Raw genomic sequence first — 16294 nt, 5'->3', positions numbered from 1 at the left:
TCCTTTGCGGCGTGGCAGGTCGTGCAGGCGTGACCGTGCGGATCAGCACGATCAGGTCACCGTGAATCTAGCCTCGGCGTCGGACACCGCATACTGCCGAAAGTCGGTACTCCGGCCGGTTTTGTCAGGACGGTCGCCTTGCGTACACTCGACGACAGCCGAATTCTCATTCCGGCCTTGGCGTGCCCGATTCCCCCGTCGGGGACCGCCGTGGGCGGCATCTCATTCCCCCCGTGAGGTGCCGCCCTTTCATTTGGGAGCGCTCCCGAGGCGACGCGCACCCGGTGCGCTCGTCTTCTGCACCGATGTGGATCCGATCTCGTTGCTCACAGGCGACGTGGTCGAGTCGGCGATCGCCGGACCGGCGGCCACCGAGCGCCCTACCTTCAGGGAATGCCCGATTCCTTCGTCATCCGTCCCCGTGTCGGTGCCGGCGCGGATGCCGCCTCCGCGCGTTCAGCGCCGCTGAGCGTCGACCCGGCGTTCGGTGCGCTCGCCGACCACATCCGAGACGAAGAGATCACCGACATCTTCGTCAACGGCGCCGCGGGCCTCTTCGTCGATCGCGGACGCGGAGTCGAAGCCGTCCCCGGATGGATGGCATCCGAGCGCGAGGTCCGCGACCTCGCGGTCGCGCTGATCGGTCTCGGCGGTCGGCACCTCGACGACCAGGCGCCGTGCGTCGACGTGCGGCTCGACTCCGGCATCCGCGTCCATGCGGTCCTCTCGCCGATCTCGACGTCCGGGACGGCGTTGTCCATCAGGGTGCCTCGGGTTCGAGCGGCCGACCTCGATGCGCTCGCCGCCCTCGGGACCTTCGACGCCAGGCAGCAGAGCTGGCTGCTGCAGCTCGTGAAAGACCGGGCGAACGTCCTCATCACGGGCGGCACCGGCACAGGCAAGACGACTCTGCTGTCGGCGCTGCTCGCGGACGCTCCGGCGACCGAGCGGATCGTCACGATCGAGGACGTCGCCGAGCTGCGGCCGGGGCATCCGCACCATGTGGCCCTCGAAGCGCGGCAGTCGAACCTCGAGGGCGCCGGGGGCATCAGCCTGGCCCGGCTCGTGCGGGAGTCCCTGCGGATGCGTCCCGATCGTCTGGTGGTCGGGGAGTGCCGCGGCGAAGAGGTCCGAGAGCTCCTCACCGCGCTCAACACCGGGCATGACGGGGGAGCGGGGACACTGCACGCGAGCGGGCTGGCGGACGTGCCGGCCCGCATAGAGGCGCTCGGGGCCCTCGCAGGGATGGACGCCGTCGCGCTCGCGCGCCAGGTGGTGAGCGCCTTCACCGTCGTGCTGCATCTCGAGCGGGCGCCGGGCGGACAGCGACGTATCGCCCAGGCCGGGCGGTTCACCCTCGTCGGCGACCGGCTGGGCATCGAGGAGGTGCAGCCGTGGTGAGCCTGCGGCGTCGCGCGGCGGCCGAGTCGGCTGCCGACCCCGCCACCTCGGTGCAGACGCTCGCCGTTCTCCTGCAGGCGGGAGCGATCCCGATGACCGCGTGGCGCCACCTCGCCGACACCGGCGACGAGCACGCGCTCGCCGTCGTCGAGCGGACGGATCGAGGACAGCCGCTGGTCACCGCGATCGAGGCCGAGGGCGGTGCCTGGCGTGACCTCGCCGCCGCCTGGGAGGTGGCGACGATCGTCGGCGCGCCGCTCGCCGAGGTGCTGCGGATGATCGCCGAGACGCTGCGCGATGCGGCATCCGCGGCCGACGACGTGCGCATCGCTCTCGCCGAGCCCGCCGGAACCGCTCGACTCCTCCTGTGGATGCCGTTCGCCGGACTGCTGCTCGGCTTCGCCCTGGGCTTCGACACGCTCGGGGTCATGGTCGGCAATCCCCTCGGCACCGCCTGCGTCGTGGCCGGGCTGCTGCTGGTCCTCGCCGCGCGCCTGTGGACCGGCCGACTGCTCAGGCGTGCCCGCCCGAGACCGGGCACCCCAGGGATGCAGGCCGAGCTCGTGGCCGTGGCGCTCTCCGGCGGAGCATCGATCGAGAGGGCGCTCCGGCTCGTCCGTGAGAGCCCCACCTCGGACCTCGGCGACGATGACCGCATCCGGTCCGTCCTCGATCTCTCCCGAGCGGCGGGAGTGCCTGCGGGCGAGCTGCTCCGGGCGTCGGCCGCGCAGGATCGTCATCGCTCGCGCGTCGAGGGCAGGATGCGCGCGGCGAAGCTCTCGACGCAGCTCCTGATCCCGCTCGGCGTATGCACGCTCCCCGCGTTCCTCCTCCTCGGCGTGGCGCCGCTGATGCTGAGCGTGCTCGCCTCCACACCTCTGCCGCTCTGACGGCCGGGACCACCGGATGCACAGGCGTCCACACAGAGAAAGAAGGAACACCATGAGCACCATCACCACCATCCCGACGCTGACGCGGCGGCGTGCCGCCGGGCTCTTCGGCGACGACACGGGCGCAGCGACCGCCGAGTACGCGATCACGACGATGGCCGCCGTGGCCTTCGCCGGCCTCCTCGTCGTGATCCTGCGGTCCGGCGAGGTCCGCGGCATCCTCACCGACCTCGTGCGTCGGGCTCTCACGGTGTCGTGATGACGATGCGAGCACTCGTGCCCTCCGGAGAGGGCGACCAGGACAGAGGGTCGGTGGCGGCCGAGCTCGCGCTCGCACTCCCGGCCGTCGTGCTGACGCTCCTCCTCGGGGCCGCGGCGCTCGGCGCGGCCGCCCAGCAGGTCGCACTCCAGGATGCCGCCGCAGACGCGGCACGGCTGCTCGGACGCGGGCAGAGCGAGGGTGACGCGCGTCATGTCGTCGCCACCGCCGTGCCCGGCGCGCGCCTGTCCAGCGGCGGCTCGGGCGACCTCGTGTGCGTCACCGCGCGCGCCGAGGTCGCCGTCGGCGCGATCATCCGGGTGCCGCTCCACGCGTCCAGCTGTGCGCTCGGCGGAGGGCTGTGATGCCGTCCACTGTCTGTGGGAAGAGCTGATGGCGGGCTCAGCGCTCGCAGCGGGCGTCCTCGCCGTGGCGGCCGCCCTCTCGCTCGGTCTCGCCGCGGTCGGTGGCGCCGCGGTCACGGCGCAGCGCGCGGCGGGTGCGGCTGATGCCGCCGCGCTCGCCGCGGCCGATGCGGCGAGCGGCGCCGTCCCCGCGTCGGACGCACCGTGCGCCCTCGCCGCCCGGGTCGCGGCGGCGTCCCGCACCACTCTGACCGCGTGCTCGGTCGAGGGCTTCGCGGCGACCGTGCAGGTCGAGGCGGCGTACGCTGGACTCGCTGCCGTCTCCCGAGCCCGAGCAGGGCCACCCGAGGGGAGCTGACGGCGGCGCGAGCCACTCTCCGGCGAAAACGCAGGCGACCTCCGTGAGCAACCCATCACGGTGGTGTGTATGGTGTGCTTCGAAGAAAGGACGAACCCTTGGCTGAAGGCAAGAAGCTCGTCATCGTCGAGTCTCCGACGAAGATGCGGTCGATTCAGGGCTACCTCGGCGATGGCTACGAGGTGCTCAGCTCGGTCGGCCACATCCGCGATCTGGCAGACAAGAAGGACATCCCGGCCGCTGACAAGCAGGCCTACGGGAAGTACTCGATCGACGTCGACAACGACTTCGACCCTTATTACGTCGTCTCCGATCGCAAGACGAAGACGGTCGCCGAGCTGAAGCGCGCGCTCAAGACCGCCGACGAGCTCCTGCTCGCCACTGATGAGGATCGCGAAGGCGAGGCCATCGCCTGGCATCTGCTCGAGACTCTCAAGCCCAAGGTGCCTGTCAAGCGCATGGTCTTCCACGAGATCACCAAGGACGCCATCCAGGCCGCCATCGGCAACACCCGCGAACTCGACACCGACCTCGTCGACGCGCAGGAGACCCGTCGCATCCTCGACCGTCTCTACGGCTGGGACGTCTCGCCGGTGCTCTGGTACAAGGTCAAGACGGGCCTCTCCGCCGGACGCGTGCAGTCCGCCGCCACCCGCATGATCGTCGAGCGCGAGCGCGAGCGCATGGCGTTCGTCTCGGCCGAGTACTGGGACGTCGAGGCCCTCGCGTCGTCGTCCTCCGGCTTCCGGGTTCGTCTCGTCCGGGTCGACGGCGGGCAGCTCGCCCGCGGCACCGACTTCGACGACACCGGAAAGCTCAAGAAGGCCGTCGTCATCCTCGACGAGAAGAAGGCCGCAGCGCTCGCCCTCGCCGTCGATGCCGCCGGTGCCGGCACCGTCACCAAGGTCGAGGCGAAGCCCGGAACCCGCAGCCCCTACGCCCCCTTCACCACCTCCACGATGCAGCAGGAGGCCGGGCGCAAGCTCTCGATGAGCGCGAAGCAGGCGATGAGCGTCGCCCAGCGCCTCTACGAGAAGGGGTACATCACCTACATGCGTACCGACTCCGTGGCGCTGAGCACCCAGGCGGTGCAGGCGGCGAGGAGCCAGGCGGTCGCGCTCTACGGCGACAGCGCGGTGCCGCTCAAGCCCCGCGTGTACAAGTCGAAGAGCAAGAACGCGCAGGAGGCGCACGAGGCCATCCGCCCGTCGGGTGAGAACTTCCGCACGCCGAAGTCCGTCTCGTCCGAGCTCGACCGCGAGGAGCATCGGCTCTACGACCTCATCTGGAAGCGCACCGTCGCCAGCCAGATGGCCGACGCCAAGTACGAGACCACCACGGTGACGATCGATGTCGACGCCGCGGGCCAGAAGGCGGAGTTCACCGCGTCCGGCACCGTCTACACCTTCAAGGGCTTCCTCGAGGCCTACGAAGAGGGTCGCGACGAGAAGCGCAACGACAAGGACGCCGACGAGAACCAGTCGCTTCCGATCGTCGCGGTCGGCGACGAGCTGCGGATGTCGGATGCCGAGGCCAAGGGCCACCGCACCACGCCGAAGCCCCGCTACACCGAGGCATCGCTGGTCAAGGCCCTCGAAGAGCATGGCATCGGCCGCCCGTCGACCTTCGCCAGCATCATCGGCACCGTGATCGACCGCGGCTACGCCACCAAGCGCGGTCAGGCGCTCGTTCCGACCTGGCTCGCCTTCAGCGTCGTGCGCCTTCTCGAGGAGCACTTCGCCGATCTCATCGACTACGACTTCACCGCTGCGCTGGAGGACGACCTCGACGCCATCGCGCGGGGCGAGCAGAAACGCGTCGAATGGCTGCGTTCCTTCTACTACGGCTCGGACTCGCAGGTGGGGCTCCGTCAGGTCGTCGACAACCTCGGCGAGATCGACGCACGGGCGCTGAACTCGACGCCCATCACCGACACCGCGACGCTCCGCTTCGGCAAGTACGGGCCGTACCTCGAGGTCGCGAACCCCGACGCGCCCGACGAGAAGCCGCGGATCGTGAACGTCCCCGAGGACCTCGCACCCGACGAGCTGACCGCTGCCAAGGCGCAGGAGCTCATCGACGCCCCCGTCGCCGGCGATCGCGTGCTCGGCGTGAATCCCGACAACGGCAAGGTCATCGTCGTCAAGGACGGCCGTTTCGGTCCGTACGTGCAGGAGAACGACCCGGTGTCCGACGATGCCGCGGTCGACGAGGCCACCGGCGAGGTCGTCGAGGCGCCGAAGCCGAAGCGCGGAGCGAAGAAGGAAACGGCGCCCAAGCCGCGCACGGGTTCCCTGTTCCGGTCGATGTCGGTGGACACGATCGATCTCGACACCGCCCTGCAGCTGCTGAGCCTGCCTCGAGTGGTGGGGGCCGACCCTGAGACCGGCGAGGAGATCACCGCTCAGAACGGGCGCTTCGGCCCGTACCTCAAGAAGGGCACCGACTCTCGCTCGCTCGAGAGCGAATCGCAGATCTTCGACGTGACCCTCGAGCAGGCGCTCGAGATCTACAAGCAGCCGAAGTACGGAGCCGGATCCCGTCGCGCATCCAGTGCGCTCGCCGAGTTCGAGGCCGACCCCGTCAGCAACAAGCCGATCCGCATCCGCGACGGCCGGTTCGGGGCGTACGTGACGGACGGCGAGACGAACGTCACGATCCCCCGCGGCCAGAAGGTCGAGGACATCACGTTCGAGATCGCGGTGCAGATGCTCGCCGACAAGCGCGCCAAGGGCCCTGCGCCCAAGCGCGGGGCGGCGAAGAAGGCGCCGGCGAAGAAGGCCCCCGCCAAGAAGGCCCCCGCCAAGAAGCCCGCCGCCAAGAAGCCGGCGGCGAAGAAGCCGGCGGCGAAGAAGACCGCCGCCACGAAGCCGGCGACGGATGCCGAGAAGGCGGCCGCGCGCTCGGCGGCAGCGAAGAAGGCTGCGGCCACCCGCGCCGCGAACGCCGCGAAGCGTGCGGAGTGAGCGGACCCGACAGGCCTGAGGATCGTTCGGTGACCGCGCGCTCCGGCGTGTGGATCACCCTCGAGGGCGGCGACGGATCGGGCAAGACCACTCAGTCGAACCTGCTCGCCGACTGGCTCGCGGATGCGGGACGCACGGTCGTCCGCACGCGGGAGCCCGGCGGGACCGAGGTCGGACACCTGATCCGCGACATCGTGCTCCACCACAGGGGCGACATCGCTCCGCGCGCCGAGGCGCTGCTGTACGCGGCCGACCGCGCCCACCACGTCGCGACAGTCGTGCGGCCGGCGCTGGCGCGAGGAGAGGTCGTGCTGCAGGACCGCTACCTCGACTCGTCGGTCGCCTATCAGGGCGCAGGACGCGTGCTCGACGGCGACGAGATCCGCGACCTCTCGCTCTGGGCCGCCGAGGGAGCCCTTCCGGACCTCACGGTGCTCCTCGACCTCGCGCCGGAGGCCGCGCGGGTGCGGTTGGATTCCGCCGACAAGCCGTTCGATCGCCTCGAGGCCGAGAAGACCGAGTTCCACGCCCGCGTGCGAGACGCGTACCTCGAGCTCGCCCGTGCGGAGCCCCAGCGCTTCCTCGTGCTCGACGCCTCGGCATCGCCCGAGGCCATCGCCGCGCAGATCAGGCAACGCGTCGTCGGGCTTCTCGGCTGACTGACGGCTGCATCCGCAGACCACTGCTGACCAGCGTCCGCACCCCCGGCTGTCGCGTCGATCGTCCGTATCGCCGCGCATGTCGGTCCTCCCGATTAGGCTGAGGGCATGCCCCAGACCGTCGCCGCCCCTTTTCCGTGGGCCGACGTCTGGGGGCAGGACGCCGCCGTCGAGACGCTCCGCGGAGCAGCATCCGACCCGGCCGCCCTCTCGCACGCGTGGCTGATCACCGGCCCTCCCGGTTCCGGACGCTCGACCCTCGCCTATGCGTTCGCCGCCGCCTTGATCGCCGATCACCCCGACGACGAGGCGGCGATGCGGCAGGTGCTCGCGGGCACGCACCCTGATGTGACTGCCCTTCGCACCGACAAGGTCATCATCACGATCGCCGAGGCGCGGTCGCTGGTCGAACGGTCGTATTTCGCGCCGTCGGCCGGACGATACCGGGTGATCGTCGTCGAAGATGCCGACCGCATGGTCGAGCGCACCTCGAACGTCCTGCTGAAGGCGCTCGAGGAACCGCCGGAGAAGACCGTGTGGATCCTCTGCGCGCCGAGCGAGGCCGACCTGCTGCCCACGATCCGCTCTCGGGTGCGATCCCTCCGTCTCCGCGAGCCCGACGTCGCCGACGTCGCGCGCCTCATCACACTCCGCACAGGCGTCGACGAGGCCGTGGCCGAGCAGGCCGCGCGGCACGCGCAACGGCACATCGGCATGGCTCAGCGTCTCGCCACTGACGATGCCGCGCGTCGCCGACGCGACGAGACGCTGCGGTCGGTGCTCGGGGTGCGAGGGGTGAACGATGCGGTCGACGTCGCCGGCCGCATCATCCAGGCCGCGACCGACGACGCCAAGGCGTTGACGGCCGAGCGCGACGCCGCCGAGCGCGCCGCGCTGCTGCGCACGGTGGGCATCGCCGAAGGTCAGGCCGTCCCGCCCGCGCTGCGCACGCAGATCTCGGCCCTCGAGGACGACCAGAAGAAGCGTGCCACCCGCAGTCTCCGCGACGGCATCGACCGAGTGCTCACCGATCTGCAGTCCCTCTTCCGTGACGTCGTGATGCTGCAGTTCGGCAGAGACGATGCGCTGATCAACCGCGAACTCCGCGAAGAGCTCGCAGCCCTCGCCGCCGCCTGGCCCGAGACCCGTACGCTTGTCGTACTCGACCACCTTGCCGAGACACGGCAGTCGCTGGAGCGCAATGTCGCACCGCTGCTCGCCCTGGAGAGCTTGCTCGTGACGGTCACGAGCGGGAGGACACCGTGAACAATCGATCGACTTCCCGCATCCGCCGAGCCCTCGGGGCCGTCGCCGGGCTCGCCGTGGCATCCGTCGCGCTCTCCGGATGCCTCTACGCGATGATCCCCGAAGGGGCGGAGTCGAAGCCGTCGGTCACCCACGCGCCCGACACCGACGGCGTCGCGGAGGAGCTGCTGCCGTACTACGGGCAGACCCTCGCCTGGACCGACTGCGGACTCGGATTCGACTGCACGGACGTCACGGCGCCCCTCGACTGGGAGAACCCGGGCGAGGGCGAGATCACGCTCTCGGTCGTCCGGCATCAGGCCACGGGCACGGACACGGCGAAGGGCTCGCTGCTGACCAACCCCGGCGGACCGGGCGCGAGCGGGGTCGAGCTCATACGCGACAGCCTCGAGTTCGCCGTGGGCGCCGACCTCATCGAGAACTACGACGTGATCGGCTTCGATCCGCGCGGCGTCGGCCAGTCGAGCGCGGTCACCTGCTTCGATGCGGCCGGAATGGACGAGTACCTCTACTCCATCCCCACGGCGGCCCGCGGAACGGCCGAGTGGGAGGCCGAGCTCCTCGAGGGGCACCAGCGATTCGCCGATGCCTGCGAGGCGAACAGCGGCGGCATCCTGCCGTTCATCACGACGATCAACTCCGCGCGGGACATGGATCTGATCCGTGCCGTGCTCGGCGACACGCAGCTCAACTACCTCGGGTACTCGTACGGCACCTTCCTCGGGGCGACGTATGCGTCGCTCTACCCCGAGAAGGCCGGACGGCTCGTGCTCGACGGCGCCATCGACCCCGCCGTCTCGGGGCTCGATGTCGGTGCGACGCAGGCGCTCGGCTTCGAATCCGCGCTGCGCGCGTACATGCAGGACTGCCTCGACTCGGGGGAGTGCCCGTTCAACGGCTCGGTCGACGAGGCGATGGCAGACCTCGGGGCCCTGCTCGCCAGCGTCGACGCCGTCCCGCTGGAGAACGGCGACGGTCGCATGCTCGGCGCGGATGCGCTGATGACCGCGATCATCGCCGCCCTGTACTCCGCCGACAGCTGGCCCTACCTCACGCAGGCGTTCGACGAGGCGCTGCAGGGCGACCCGTCGACGGCGTTCCTGCTCGCCGACTTCTACAACGGCCGCGAGAACGGCAGCTACATCGACAACTCGAGCGAGGCCTTCCGGGCGTACAACTGCATGGACTACCCGGTCGAGGACGATCCGGCCGCCGAGGCTGCCACGAACGCGAAGATCGCCGAAGGTGCTCCGACGATCGCCCCGTATTGGTCCGGTCCCGACTCCTGCGAGGTGTGGCCGTACCCGCCGACCGGCACCCGCGGTGAGATCACCGCGCAGGGCGCAGGGCCCATCGTCGTGGTCGGCACAACCAACGACCCCGCCACCCCCTACGAATGGTCCGAGTCCCTCGCCGGTCAGCTCGAAGAAGGCGTCCTCATCACCCGCGTGGGCGAGGGCCACACCGGTTACAACAAGGGCAACGCGTGCGTCGACGGCGCCGTGGAGGCGTTCCTCCTCGACGACACGGTGCCCGAAGACGGGCTGCGGTGCGAGTGAGCGCCGCACGCCCGCCGATGCCGGATCGCTCGATTGGCGATGAGGCGTCGGCTCGGGTAAGATCGATGATCGCGCCGCTTTAGCTCAGTCGGCAGAGCATTTCACTCGTAATGAAAAGGTCGTCAGTTCGATTCTGACAAGCGGCTCCACCAGGCCCCGTGATGCGAAGAACATCACGGGGCCTTCTGGTTCCCTCCGGCCGGTCCGCTCGGGCGTACCCTCGAAGCATGAGCAGAGCGCTTCTGATCGTCGACGTCCAGAACGACTTCACCGAGGGCGGTGCGCTGCCCGTCACAGGCGGGGATGCCGTGGCATCCGCGATCTCGGCGCATCTCGCCGCGCATGCCGGCGACTACGAGCTGATCATCGCGTCGCGGGACTGGCACGACGCCGACGGTGACAACGGCGGCCATTTCGATGAGGAACCGGACTACATCGACAGCTGGCCCGTGCACTGCGTGGCGGGCTCCGACGGCGCGGACTACGACCCGCTGCTCGTGACCGATGCCATCACCCATCACGTCCGCAAGGGGCAGGGAGCGCCGGCGTACTCGATGTTCGAAGGGGTCACGGAATCCGGGGAGACCGTCGGCGGGCTGCTCTCCGCAGCCGGCATCCTCTCCGCCGACGTCGTCGGTCTCGCCACGGACCACTGCGTGCGGGCATCCGCTCTGGACGCGATCGCGCACGGCGTGCAGGTGCGCGTCCTCACCGACCTGGTCGCCGGTGTCGCCGCCGAACCGAGCGCGACGGCCCTGGCAGAGCTCGCGCACGCGGGAGCAGCGCTCGCCGACAGCGGCGCTGCGTGACGCGCAGCGTCCTGCTGCTGCGTGCCGTGAACGTGGGCGGCCGCAGCCGGGTGCCGATGGCGCGACTGCGCGAGGTCCTCGAACCCGAGCTGGGAAAGGTGTCGACGTACATCGCCAGCGGCAACATCGTGTGCGCGCATCCGTCCGATCCGCGCGCCGCGAGCGAGCGGGTTCGTTCGCTGATCGCCGCGGAGTTCGACGTGGACACCCCGGTGATCGTGCGCACCCATGAGGACCTGCGAGCGGCGCTCGACGCGCTGCCGTTCCCCGACGCGTCGGAGAAGATGCTGCACGCGATGTTCCTCGGCGGGCCGGCGGCCGCCGGCGCCGTCGATGCGCTCCTCCCGCGTCTGGTGTCGGGGGAGCGGATCGCCCTGATCGGCGACGAGCTGTGGATCGACTACGGCGAGGGCGGGGTGCGGTCCACGAAGCTCACCACAGCAGTGCTGGATCGCGCGCTCGGCGTCGCGGGCACTGCACGGAACCTGCGCACGCTGCGCACTCTGACCGAGCTCACCGCATGACCGAGACGCCGTTCGCGCTGGAACTGCCGTTCGTCGGCCGGTGGCTGGTGCAGAACAGTCCTGCGTCCCGGGTGCCGAGTCATGGGACGCCGCAGTTCGGCACGTCGTATGCGATCGACTTCGTCCCGGTGGACGAGACGGGTCGCAGCGCGCCGCGAACCCTCGCGAGCGTCGTCGCCAGCGAGCCCCCGACGGCCTTCGCGGGCTTCGGCCGACCGATTCTCGCGCCCGCCGCCGGGGAGGTGGTCGTCGTGCACGACGGGGAGGTGGACCATGCGGCGCATCGCGCGGGGGCCTCATCCCTCTGGTACGCCATCACCCAGGCCTCGCGGATCCGCGCGGGGGCTGCCGCCGTGGCAGGCAACCACGTCGTCATCCGATCGAGTGGGGCCCTCGTGCTGCTCGCTCACCTGAGGTCGGGGAGCGTGCGGGTGGAGGCCGGCCAGCGGGTGCGCATCGGAGAACGGATCGGCGAGTGCGGCAACTCCGGCAACAGCACGGAGCCTCATCTGCACCTGCAGGTGTCCGACTCCATCGAGCGCGACGGACGCGGCATCCCTCTCGTGTTCCGTCGCACGGTCGGCGCGCCGTGGGTTCCGCTCACGGGCGAGGTCGTCGAGGCCTGAGCTGGGGGATCAATGACGGAGCTCCTGGCTGAGGGCTGCCGGAGGCATCGTCGGGTGCGTCTGCAGATCGACGCGGCGGGTGTCGCATCCGCCACAGCGCACGTAGAGCACGACGCCGTCGGAGGTCGGATGCCGTGAGTCCACGACCCAGGAGTGCTCGTGGGCGGTGAGCGTCTGTCGGGCGATCGGAAGCGTGTGCAGCGAGGTCATGCATCCAGCGTGATGTAATGGCCTTATGCATCTCAACCCTTACGGCGAGTACGCGATCCTGCTCGCGGCATCTCTGGCCGATGACTTTCCGGAGGACCGTGAAGGCATCGAGCAGCGGACCCTCGACAAGGGCATGACGATGGTCTTCCCGCCCGCTCCCGACGATCACGAGCAGGTGCGTCGCGTCATCGACGACTGGCTGCGGATCGTCGACGCGCAGGACGCCGATGAACGGGCGAGGCTTCTCAACACGCAGATGGCGCAGGCGGCGGCGTATCCCCGTCTCACGAACCATGACGGCGAGGGGTGGCATCTCCACTATCGCGATGACGTCCAGTCGCTGCCGTATGTGCTGCGAGCCATCATCGCCGTCGGCACCTCGCTGCATCTGGTGACGCGGGGCATGGATCGGCTGGGCCGCTGTGAGGCGTCGCCGTGCACGAGGGTCGTCGTCGACGTGACCCGCAACGGACGCCAGCGGTTCTGCTCGGTGCGGTGCGCGAACAGAGCGGCGGTCCGGCGTCATCGAGCCCGCGAGGGCGCCTGACGCCGGACCGCCGACGGCCGGAAGGATGCTCAGGTCACGCGGTCTGGCCTGCGTGGCGTCCTTCGGAGATCTCCTCGACGAGCTTCGCGTTGAACGCGGGCAGGTCGTCAGGGGTGCGGCTCGAGACGAGGCCCTGGTCGACGACCACCTCTTCGTCGACCCAGGACGCTCCGGCGTTGCGGAGGTCGGTCGCGAGGCTGGGGTAGCTGGTGAGCGTCCGCCCGTCGACGACGCCGGCCTCGATGAGGATCCATGCGCCGTGGCAGATGACCGCGACCGGCTTGTGCTGCTCGAAGAACGTGCGCGCGAGATCGATCGAGGGCTTGTCGAGGCGCAGGTGGTCGGCGTTCACGACACCGCCCGGTAGAACCAGCGCGTCGAACTCGTCGGCCTTCGCATCAGCCGACGTGAGGTCGACGTGCTGGACATGACCGTTCTTGCCCTTGATCTGCTCGCCCTCCGGCGCGATCAGGGTCGCGCTCGCGCCCTCGCCCTGCACCGCTTCCCACGGGCTGGTCAGCTCGCTGTCCTCGAATCCGTCTGTCGCCAGGAATGCCACTCGGCTGTCGGTGAGAGTCGCCATGATGCGTCCTTTCGTTGAGGGGTCGAGTCCCGGATGGGACGATTCGACCCTCTCGCGGCACGCGGATGCGGTGAAGGGGGTGGCCGGATGCGACCGGCGGTGATACGCGGTGGGCCCCGTGGGGCTCGAACCCACGACCCGCGGATTAAAAGTCCGATGCTCTGCCAACTGAGCTAGAGGCCCGCACTCCCAGTCTAGGGCGCACAGAAAGGGCCGCCGACGAAGTGTCTCGTCGACGGCCCCTTCCTCCCGCTCGTCGCCCTCCCCCTGACGAATGAGCGGGGGTGCCGAGCTTTCAGCTCGGCGTCCCTTGCTGATTACGCAGCCGGGGGCATCAGGACCGAGTCGATCAGGTACACGGTCGCGTTGGCGGTCTGGACGCCACCGCAGATGACGTTCGCGTCGTTGACCATCAGGCTGTCGCCGCTGCCCGAGACCTCGAGGTCGGCGCCCTGCACGGTGGTGTGCATTCCGTCGATCTCATCGGGAGCGATCTGGCCGGGGACCACGTGGTACGTGAGGATCGAGCTCAGCGTGGCGCTGTCCGTCTTCAGGGCCTCGATGGTCGCGGGGTCGATCTTCGCGAAGGCCTCATCGACCGGCGCGAAGACGGTGAACTCGTCACCGTTGAGCGTGTCGACGAGGTCGACGTCGGGGTTGAGCTGACCGCTGACAGCCGCCACGAGAGTGGTGAGCAGCGGGTTGTTGGAGGCGGCCACGGCCACCGGGTCCTGAGCCATGCCCGACACGGAGCCGGCGCCCTCCGGAACAGCCTCGGCGTACGCCGCGCAGCCGGGGCCGACGAGGTTGGCAGCGGGGTCCATGGTCTCGGGGGCCATCGTCTCCTCCGACGTCTCCGGCGCCGTCGACTCTGCCGGCTCTTCCGTGGTGGTGCCGCCCATCGAACATGCGGAGAGCAAGAATGCGCTCGCAAGTCCGAGGGTGATCGCTGCGGTGACCTTCTTCTTGGTGCTGAACATCTCGAGCTCCTTCAGAACTGTGTGCCACGGCCTCTCCGTGACGTTGACAGCTGTTCGGAGCACTCTGGGGATCGGATGGGAGAAATCTCGGATTCTCTCGATCCGATCCTCACCGACCGCGGAATCCGAGGTGTTTTCCTTCACGTTCGGGTGACGGTTACACGGGAAAGGGGGGAGGATGCGGCATGCTTGAGGGGATGGTCATCGATGGGATGGACGTACCCGAGGACGGTACGGCGAGTGATGCGGTCGCCGACCTGCTCGTGCGTATCGGCGACGGCGACGAGCGCGCGTTCGCAGAGCTGTACGACACCCTCTCCTCCCGCGTCTTCGGCCTCATCCTGCGCGTGCTCGTGAACCGCTCCCAGAGCGAAGAGGTCCTCCAAGAGGTCTTTCTCGAGATCTGGCAATCCGCTTCGCGGTTCGCTCCGAACAAGGGTCAGGGAAGAACCTGGGTGATGACGATCGCTCACCGCCGTGCGGTCGACCGGGTCCGAGCATCCCAGTCCAGCGCGGACCGGGACGTGAAGGCCGGTTACAGGGATATCGGTGTCGCACACGACAGTGTCGCGGAACGGGTGGAACTGGGGATCGAGGGCGAGAAGGTCGTCAACGCCCTCTCGGGTCTTCCTGAGGCACAGCGCGAAGCGCTCGTCCTCGCTTATTACGGCGGTTACAGTCAGAACGAGGTGGCAGTGCTGGTGGGGGCACCGCTGGGGACGATCAAGACACGGATGCGAGACGGGCTCTCCCGTCTCCGGACAGCACTGGGGGTGACAGCATGAACGAGCAGGAATTCGAAGACCTCGCGGCAGGGGCGGCACTCGACGCGCTGTCGCCGGACGAGCAGCAGCGCTACCACGCCGCGCTCGTCGCGCACCCTGAATGGCAGGGCCTCGCCGACGTGGATGCCGCGACCGCGGCGCTCCTCGCCGAGGGCGTCATGCCGGTGGAGCCGCCGAGCAGCATCCGCTCATCCCTCCTCGCACGCATCGCGCAGACGCCGCAGGACGGCGACGCGATCGTCGCCGAGGTGGGGCCGTCGAACGACGCGGATGCCGCACCCGAGCCGGAGTCGCCGAGAGCGAGCTCCGGGGGCCTGAACGCCAAAGCTCCCGCGCACCCGCTGCGCATCCTGTTCGCGCTCGCGGCCTGCCTCGCGCTCCTCGTCGGCGTCGGGGTCGGGACCGTGGCCCTCAACAGCCATCTCAACCGGCCGGCGAGCGTCGTCGCTCTCGAGGACATCCGGGCTGCGGAGGACGCGCAGCAGGCCACCATCGAACTCGCCGACGGCGGCGCCGCGACCGCGCACTGGTCGGCCTCGCTCGGGAAGTCGGTGCTGGTCACCGACGGCATCCCCTCCCTGGCCGACGGCGAGACCTACGAGCTCTGGTACGTCCGCGGCGACACTCCGGTGTCCGCCGGCGTGTTCGACGCAGAGGACGGCGACGCGACCGCGGTCCTCGCGGGTGAGATGCACGCAGGAGACGTCATCGCGGTCACGATCGAGCAGGCAGGCGGCTCTCCCTCGGGTACACCGACGACCGACCCGGTCATCGTCATCCCCACCGCCTGACGTATCGGACGCCGACACCGGTCGAGGTGTGGAGACCGCGCCCCGATGTCGGTCGCGACGCGTACCCTGGTGTGATGCCCGAGCAGTTCTCCCGCCCTGTGCGCCGCCCCACCAGTGCCTTCGACAACATCGTCGGCACTCACGATCCGGCGGAGGAGACACGGGTGGCGCACGCGACGGCATCCGCTCTTCTCACCCGTGTGCGCGCCGACGAGAGCGGCGTCAGCGCCGAGCGGCTGGTGGCGTTCACCGCCGAGCACGGCATCGACGAGATCGCCGAGCTGTGGTCGAAGGCGCCGTCACGCACCCTTCCGGGCGCCCTGTGGAGGCTGTATCTGCTGCAGCTCGCCATCCATGCCGATCCGCAGACCGCCGCCCTGCTGTACGAGCGCGGACGGGTCGAGCTGGCCTCGGCCGATGTGGTGATCGCCGGCGCACCCATTCCCGCCAATCCGGAGGAGCTCGTCGTGCTCATCGACACGATCCTCCGCGGTGCGTTCCGCGGCGACTTCGCCGTCGCCCTCGACCGTGCGGCGGCATTCTGCCGGGTGCAGGCCTCGGGCGCCACGCACACAGCCGACGATTACGAGAACACGGAACCCGCCAGGGGGAGCGAGCTGACGACGAGGGCGCTGCGACTCAGCAGCTACGCGCAAGACCTGTCGGCCTCGGCCGTGCTGTGGCGGGCCGGCGCTCTCGCCTGAACGCGGTCTCTG

Annotated in this window: 19 protein-coding genes and 2 tRNA genes; 17 read left to right on the top strand and 4 right to left on the bottom strand. The window is 69.6% G+C overall.

The annotated features are described in order from the left end of the window. Positions 1–393 precede the first annotated feature (393 nt). The 13 genes from BN2660_RS01710 to BN2660_RS01650 all read left to right on the top strand — a co-directional run bounded on the left by BN2660_RS01710 (position 394) and on the right by BN2660_RS01650 (position 11682). Entirely contained in the window at positions 394–1401 is a 1008-nt protein-coding gene (locus tag BN2660_RS01710; RefSeq protein ID WP_091226467.1) for a TadA family conjugal transfer-associated ATPase, read from the top strand. Next, a complete protein-coding gene (locus tag BN2660_RS01705; protein WP_176697048.1) occupies positions 1395–2291 on the top strand; it encodes a type II secretion system F family protein in 897 nt (298 codons plus the stop codon). Before BN2660_RS01710 ends, BN2660_RS01705 begins: the two co-directional genes overlap by 7 nt. Before the next feature lie 52 nt (positions 2292–2343). Further along, a complete protein-coding gene (locus BN2660_RS01700) occupies positions 2344–2550 on the top strand; it encodes a DUF4244 domain-containing protein (protein WP_091226465.1) in 207 nt (68 codons plus the stop codon). Beyond that, complete coding sequence (locus BN2660_RS01695) at positions 2550–2915, top strand: TadE family type IV pilus minor pilin (protein WP_141651216.1); 366 nt, start codon at positions 2550–2552, stop codon at positions 2913–2915. Before BN2660_RS01700 ends, BN2660_RS01695 begins: the two co-directional genes overlap by 1 nt. Positions 2916–2943: 28 nt before the next feature. Beyond that, a complete protein-coding gene (locus BN2660_RS01690) occupies positions 2944–3273 on the top strand; it encodes a helicase (RefSeq protein ID WP_091226462.1) in 330 nt (109 codons plus the stop codon). Positions 3274–3371: 98 nt separating this feature from the next. Next, a complete protein-coding gene (gene topA / locus BN2660_RS01685) occupies positions 3372–6239 on the top strand; it encodes a type I DNA topoisomerase (protein WP_091226460.1) in 2868 nt (955 codons plus the stop codon). A gap of 29 nt (positions 6240–6268) precedes the next feature. After that, complete coding sequence (tmk, locus tag BN2660_RS01680) at positions 6269–6898, top strand: dTMP kinase (RefSeq protein WP_091226458.1); 630 nt, start codon at positions 6269–6271, stop codon at positions 6896–6898. A gap of 108 nt (positions 6899–7006) precedes the next feature. Further along, positions 7007–8164 carry a DNA polymerase III subunit delta' gene (locus tag BN2660_RS01675; protein ID WP_091226455.1) on the top strand — a complete coding sequence of 386 codons (1158 nt, stop codon included), beginning with the start codon at positions 7007–7009 and terminating at the stop codon, positions 8162–8164. Further along, positions 8161–9723 (top strand): alpha/beta hydrolase, encoded by a 1563-nt coding sequence (locus BN2660_RS01670; RefSeq protein ID WP_091226453.1) that lies wholly within the window; start codon positions 8161–8163, stop codon positions 9721–9723. The genes BN2660_RS01675 and BN2660_RS01670 overlap by 4 nt, the downstream gene beginning before the upstream one ends. A 73-nt stretch (positions 9724–9796) precedes the next feature. Beyond that, a tRNA-Thr gene (locus BN2660_RS01665) sits at positions 9797–9872 on the top strand. A gap of 78 nt (positions 9873–9950) precedes the next feature. Next, complete coding sequence (locus BN2660_RS01660) at positions 9951–10532, top strand: isochorismatase family protein (protein WP_091226451.1); 582 nt, start codon at positions 9951–9953, stop codon at positions 10530–10532. Beyond that, positions 10529–11056: a DUF1697 domain-containing protein gene (locus tag BN2660_RS01655; RefSeq protein WP_091226449.1), complete on the top strand. Its 528-nt coding sequence runs from the start codon at positions 10529–10531 to the stop codon at positions 11054–11056. The genes BN2660_RS01660 and BN2660_RS01655 overlap by 4 nt, the downstream gene beginning before the upstream one ends. Beyond that, positions 11053–11682: a M23 family metallopeptidase gene (locus BN2660_RS01650; protein ID WP_091226446.1), complete on the top strand. Its 630-nt coding sequence runs from the start codon at positions 11053–11055 to the stop codon at positions 11680–11682. Before BN2660_RS01655 ends, BN2660_RS01650 begins: the two co-directional genes overlap by 4 nt. 9 nt (positions 11683–11691) lie before the next feature. On the opposite strand, the gene BN2660_RS01645 is transcribed toward BN2660_RS01650, so the two are convergent. Beyond that, positions 11692–11892, bottom strand: a complete 201-nt coding sequence (locus BN2660_RS01645; RefSeq protein WP_091226443.1) for a hypothetical protein — start codon at positions 11890–11892, stop codon at positions 11692–11694. A gap of 25 nt (positions 11893–11917) precedes the next feature. Between BN2660_RS01645 and BN2660_RS01640 the strand changes: the two genes are divergently transcribed. Further along, the gene (locus tag BN2660_RS01640; RefSeq protein ID WP_091226441.1) at positions 11918–12439 is read left to right on the top strand and encodes a CGNR zinc finger domain-containing protein; all 522 of its coding nucleotides are present in this window, start codon (positions 11918–11920) and stop codon (positions 12437–12439) included. A 34-nt stretch (positions 12440–12473) separates the two neighbouring features. On the opposite strand, the gene BN2660_RS01635 is transcribed toward BN2660_RS01640, so the two are convergent. From BN2660_RS01635 to BN2660_RS01625, 3 genes are all read right to left on the bottom strand, one after another. Next, the gene (locus BN2660_RS01635; protein ID WP_091226438.1) at positions 12474–13022 is read right to left on the bottom strand and encodes a type 1 glutamine amidotransferase domain-containing protein; all 549 of its coding nucleotides are present in this window, start codon (positions 13020–13022) and stop codon (positions 12474–12476) included. A 110-nt stretch (positions 13023–13132) separates the two neighbouring features. Beyond that, positions 13133–13205 (bottom strand) — tRNA-Lys (locus BN2660_RS01630). A gap of 134 nt (positions 13206–13339) precedes the next feature. Continuing rightward, positions 13340–14002 (bottom strand): fasciclin domain-containing protein, encoded by a 663-nt coding sequence (locus tag BN2660_RS01625; protein WP_091226436.1) that lies wholly within the window; start codon positions 14000–14002, stop codon positions 13340–13342. Positions 14003–14187: 185 nt separating this feature from the next. Here BN2660_RS01625 and sigK point away from each other — a divergent pair, with 185 nt between their 5' ends. From sigK to BN2660_RS01610, 3 genes are all read left to right on the top strand, one after another. Beyond that, positions 14188–14787 (top strand): ECF RNA polymerase sigma factor SigK, encoded by a 600-nt coding sequence (gene sigK / locus BN2660_RS01620; RefSeq protein WP_176697047.1) that lies wholly within the window; start codon positions 14188–14190, stop codon positions 14785–14787. After that, positions 14784–15578 carry an anti-sigma factor gene (locus BN2660_RS01615; protein ID WP_091226433.1) on the top strand — a complete coding sequence of 265 codons (795 nt, stop codon included), beginning with the start codon at positions 14784–14786 and terminating at the stop codon, positions 15576–15578. The genes sigK and BN2660_RS01615 overlap by 4 nt, the downstream gene beginning before the upstream one ends. Positions 15579–15652: 74 nt before the next feature. Continuing rightward, positions 15653–16282: a DNA-directed RNA polymerase subunit beta gene (locus BN2660_RS01610; protein WP_091226431.1), complete on the top strand. Its 630-nt coding sequence runs from the start codon at positions 15653–15655 to the stop codon at positions 16280–16282. Positions 16283–16294 lie beyond the last annotated feature (12 nt).

Source organism: Microbacterium sp. 3J1, from assembly GCF_001049495.1.
In the GTDB taxonomy this organism is placed as follows: Bacteria; Actinomycetota; Actinomycetes; order Actinomycetales; family Microbacteriaceae; genus Microbacterium.
Note: the sequence above shows the minus strand (reverse complement) of the source record. Positions and strands in the feature narration are given on the sequence as shown.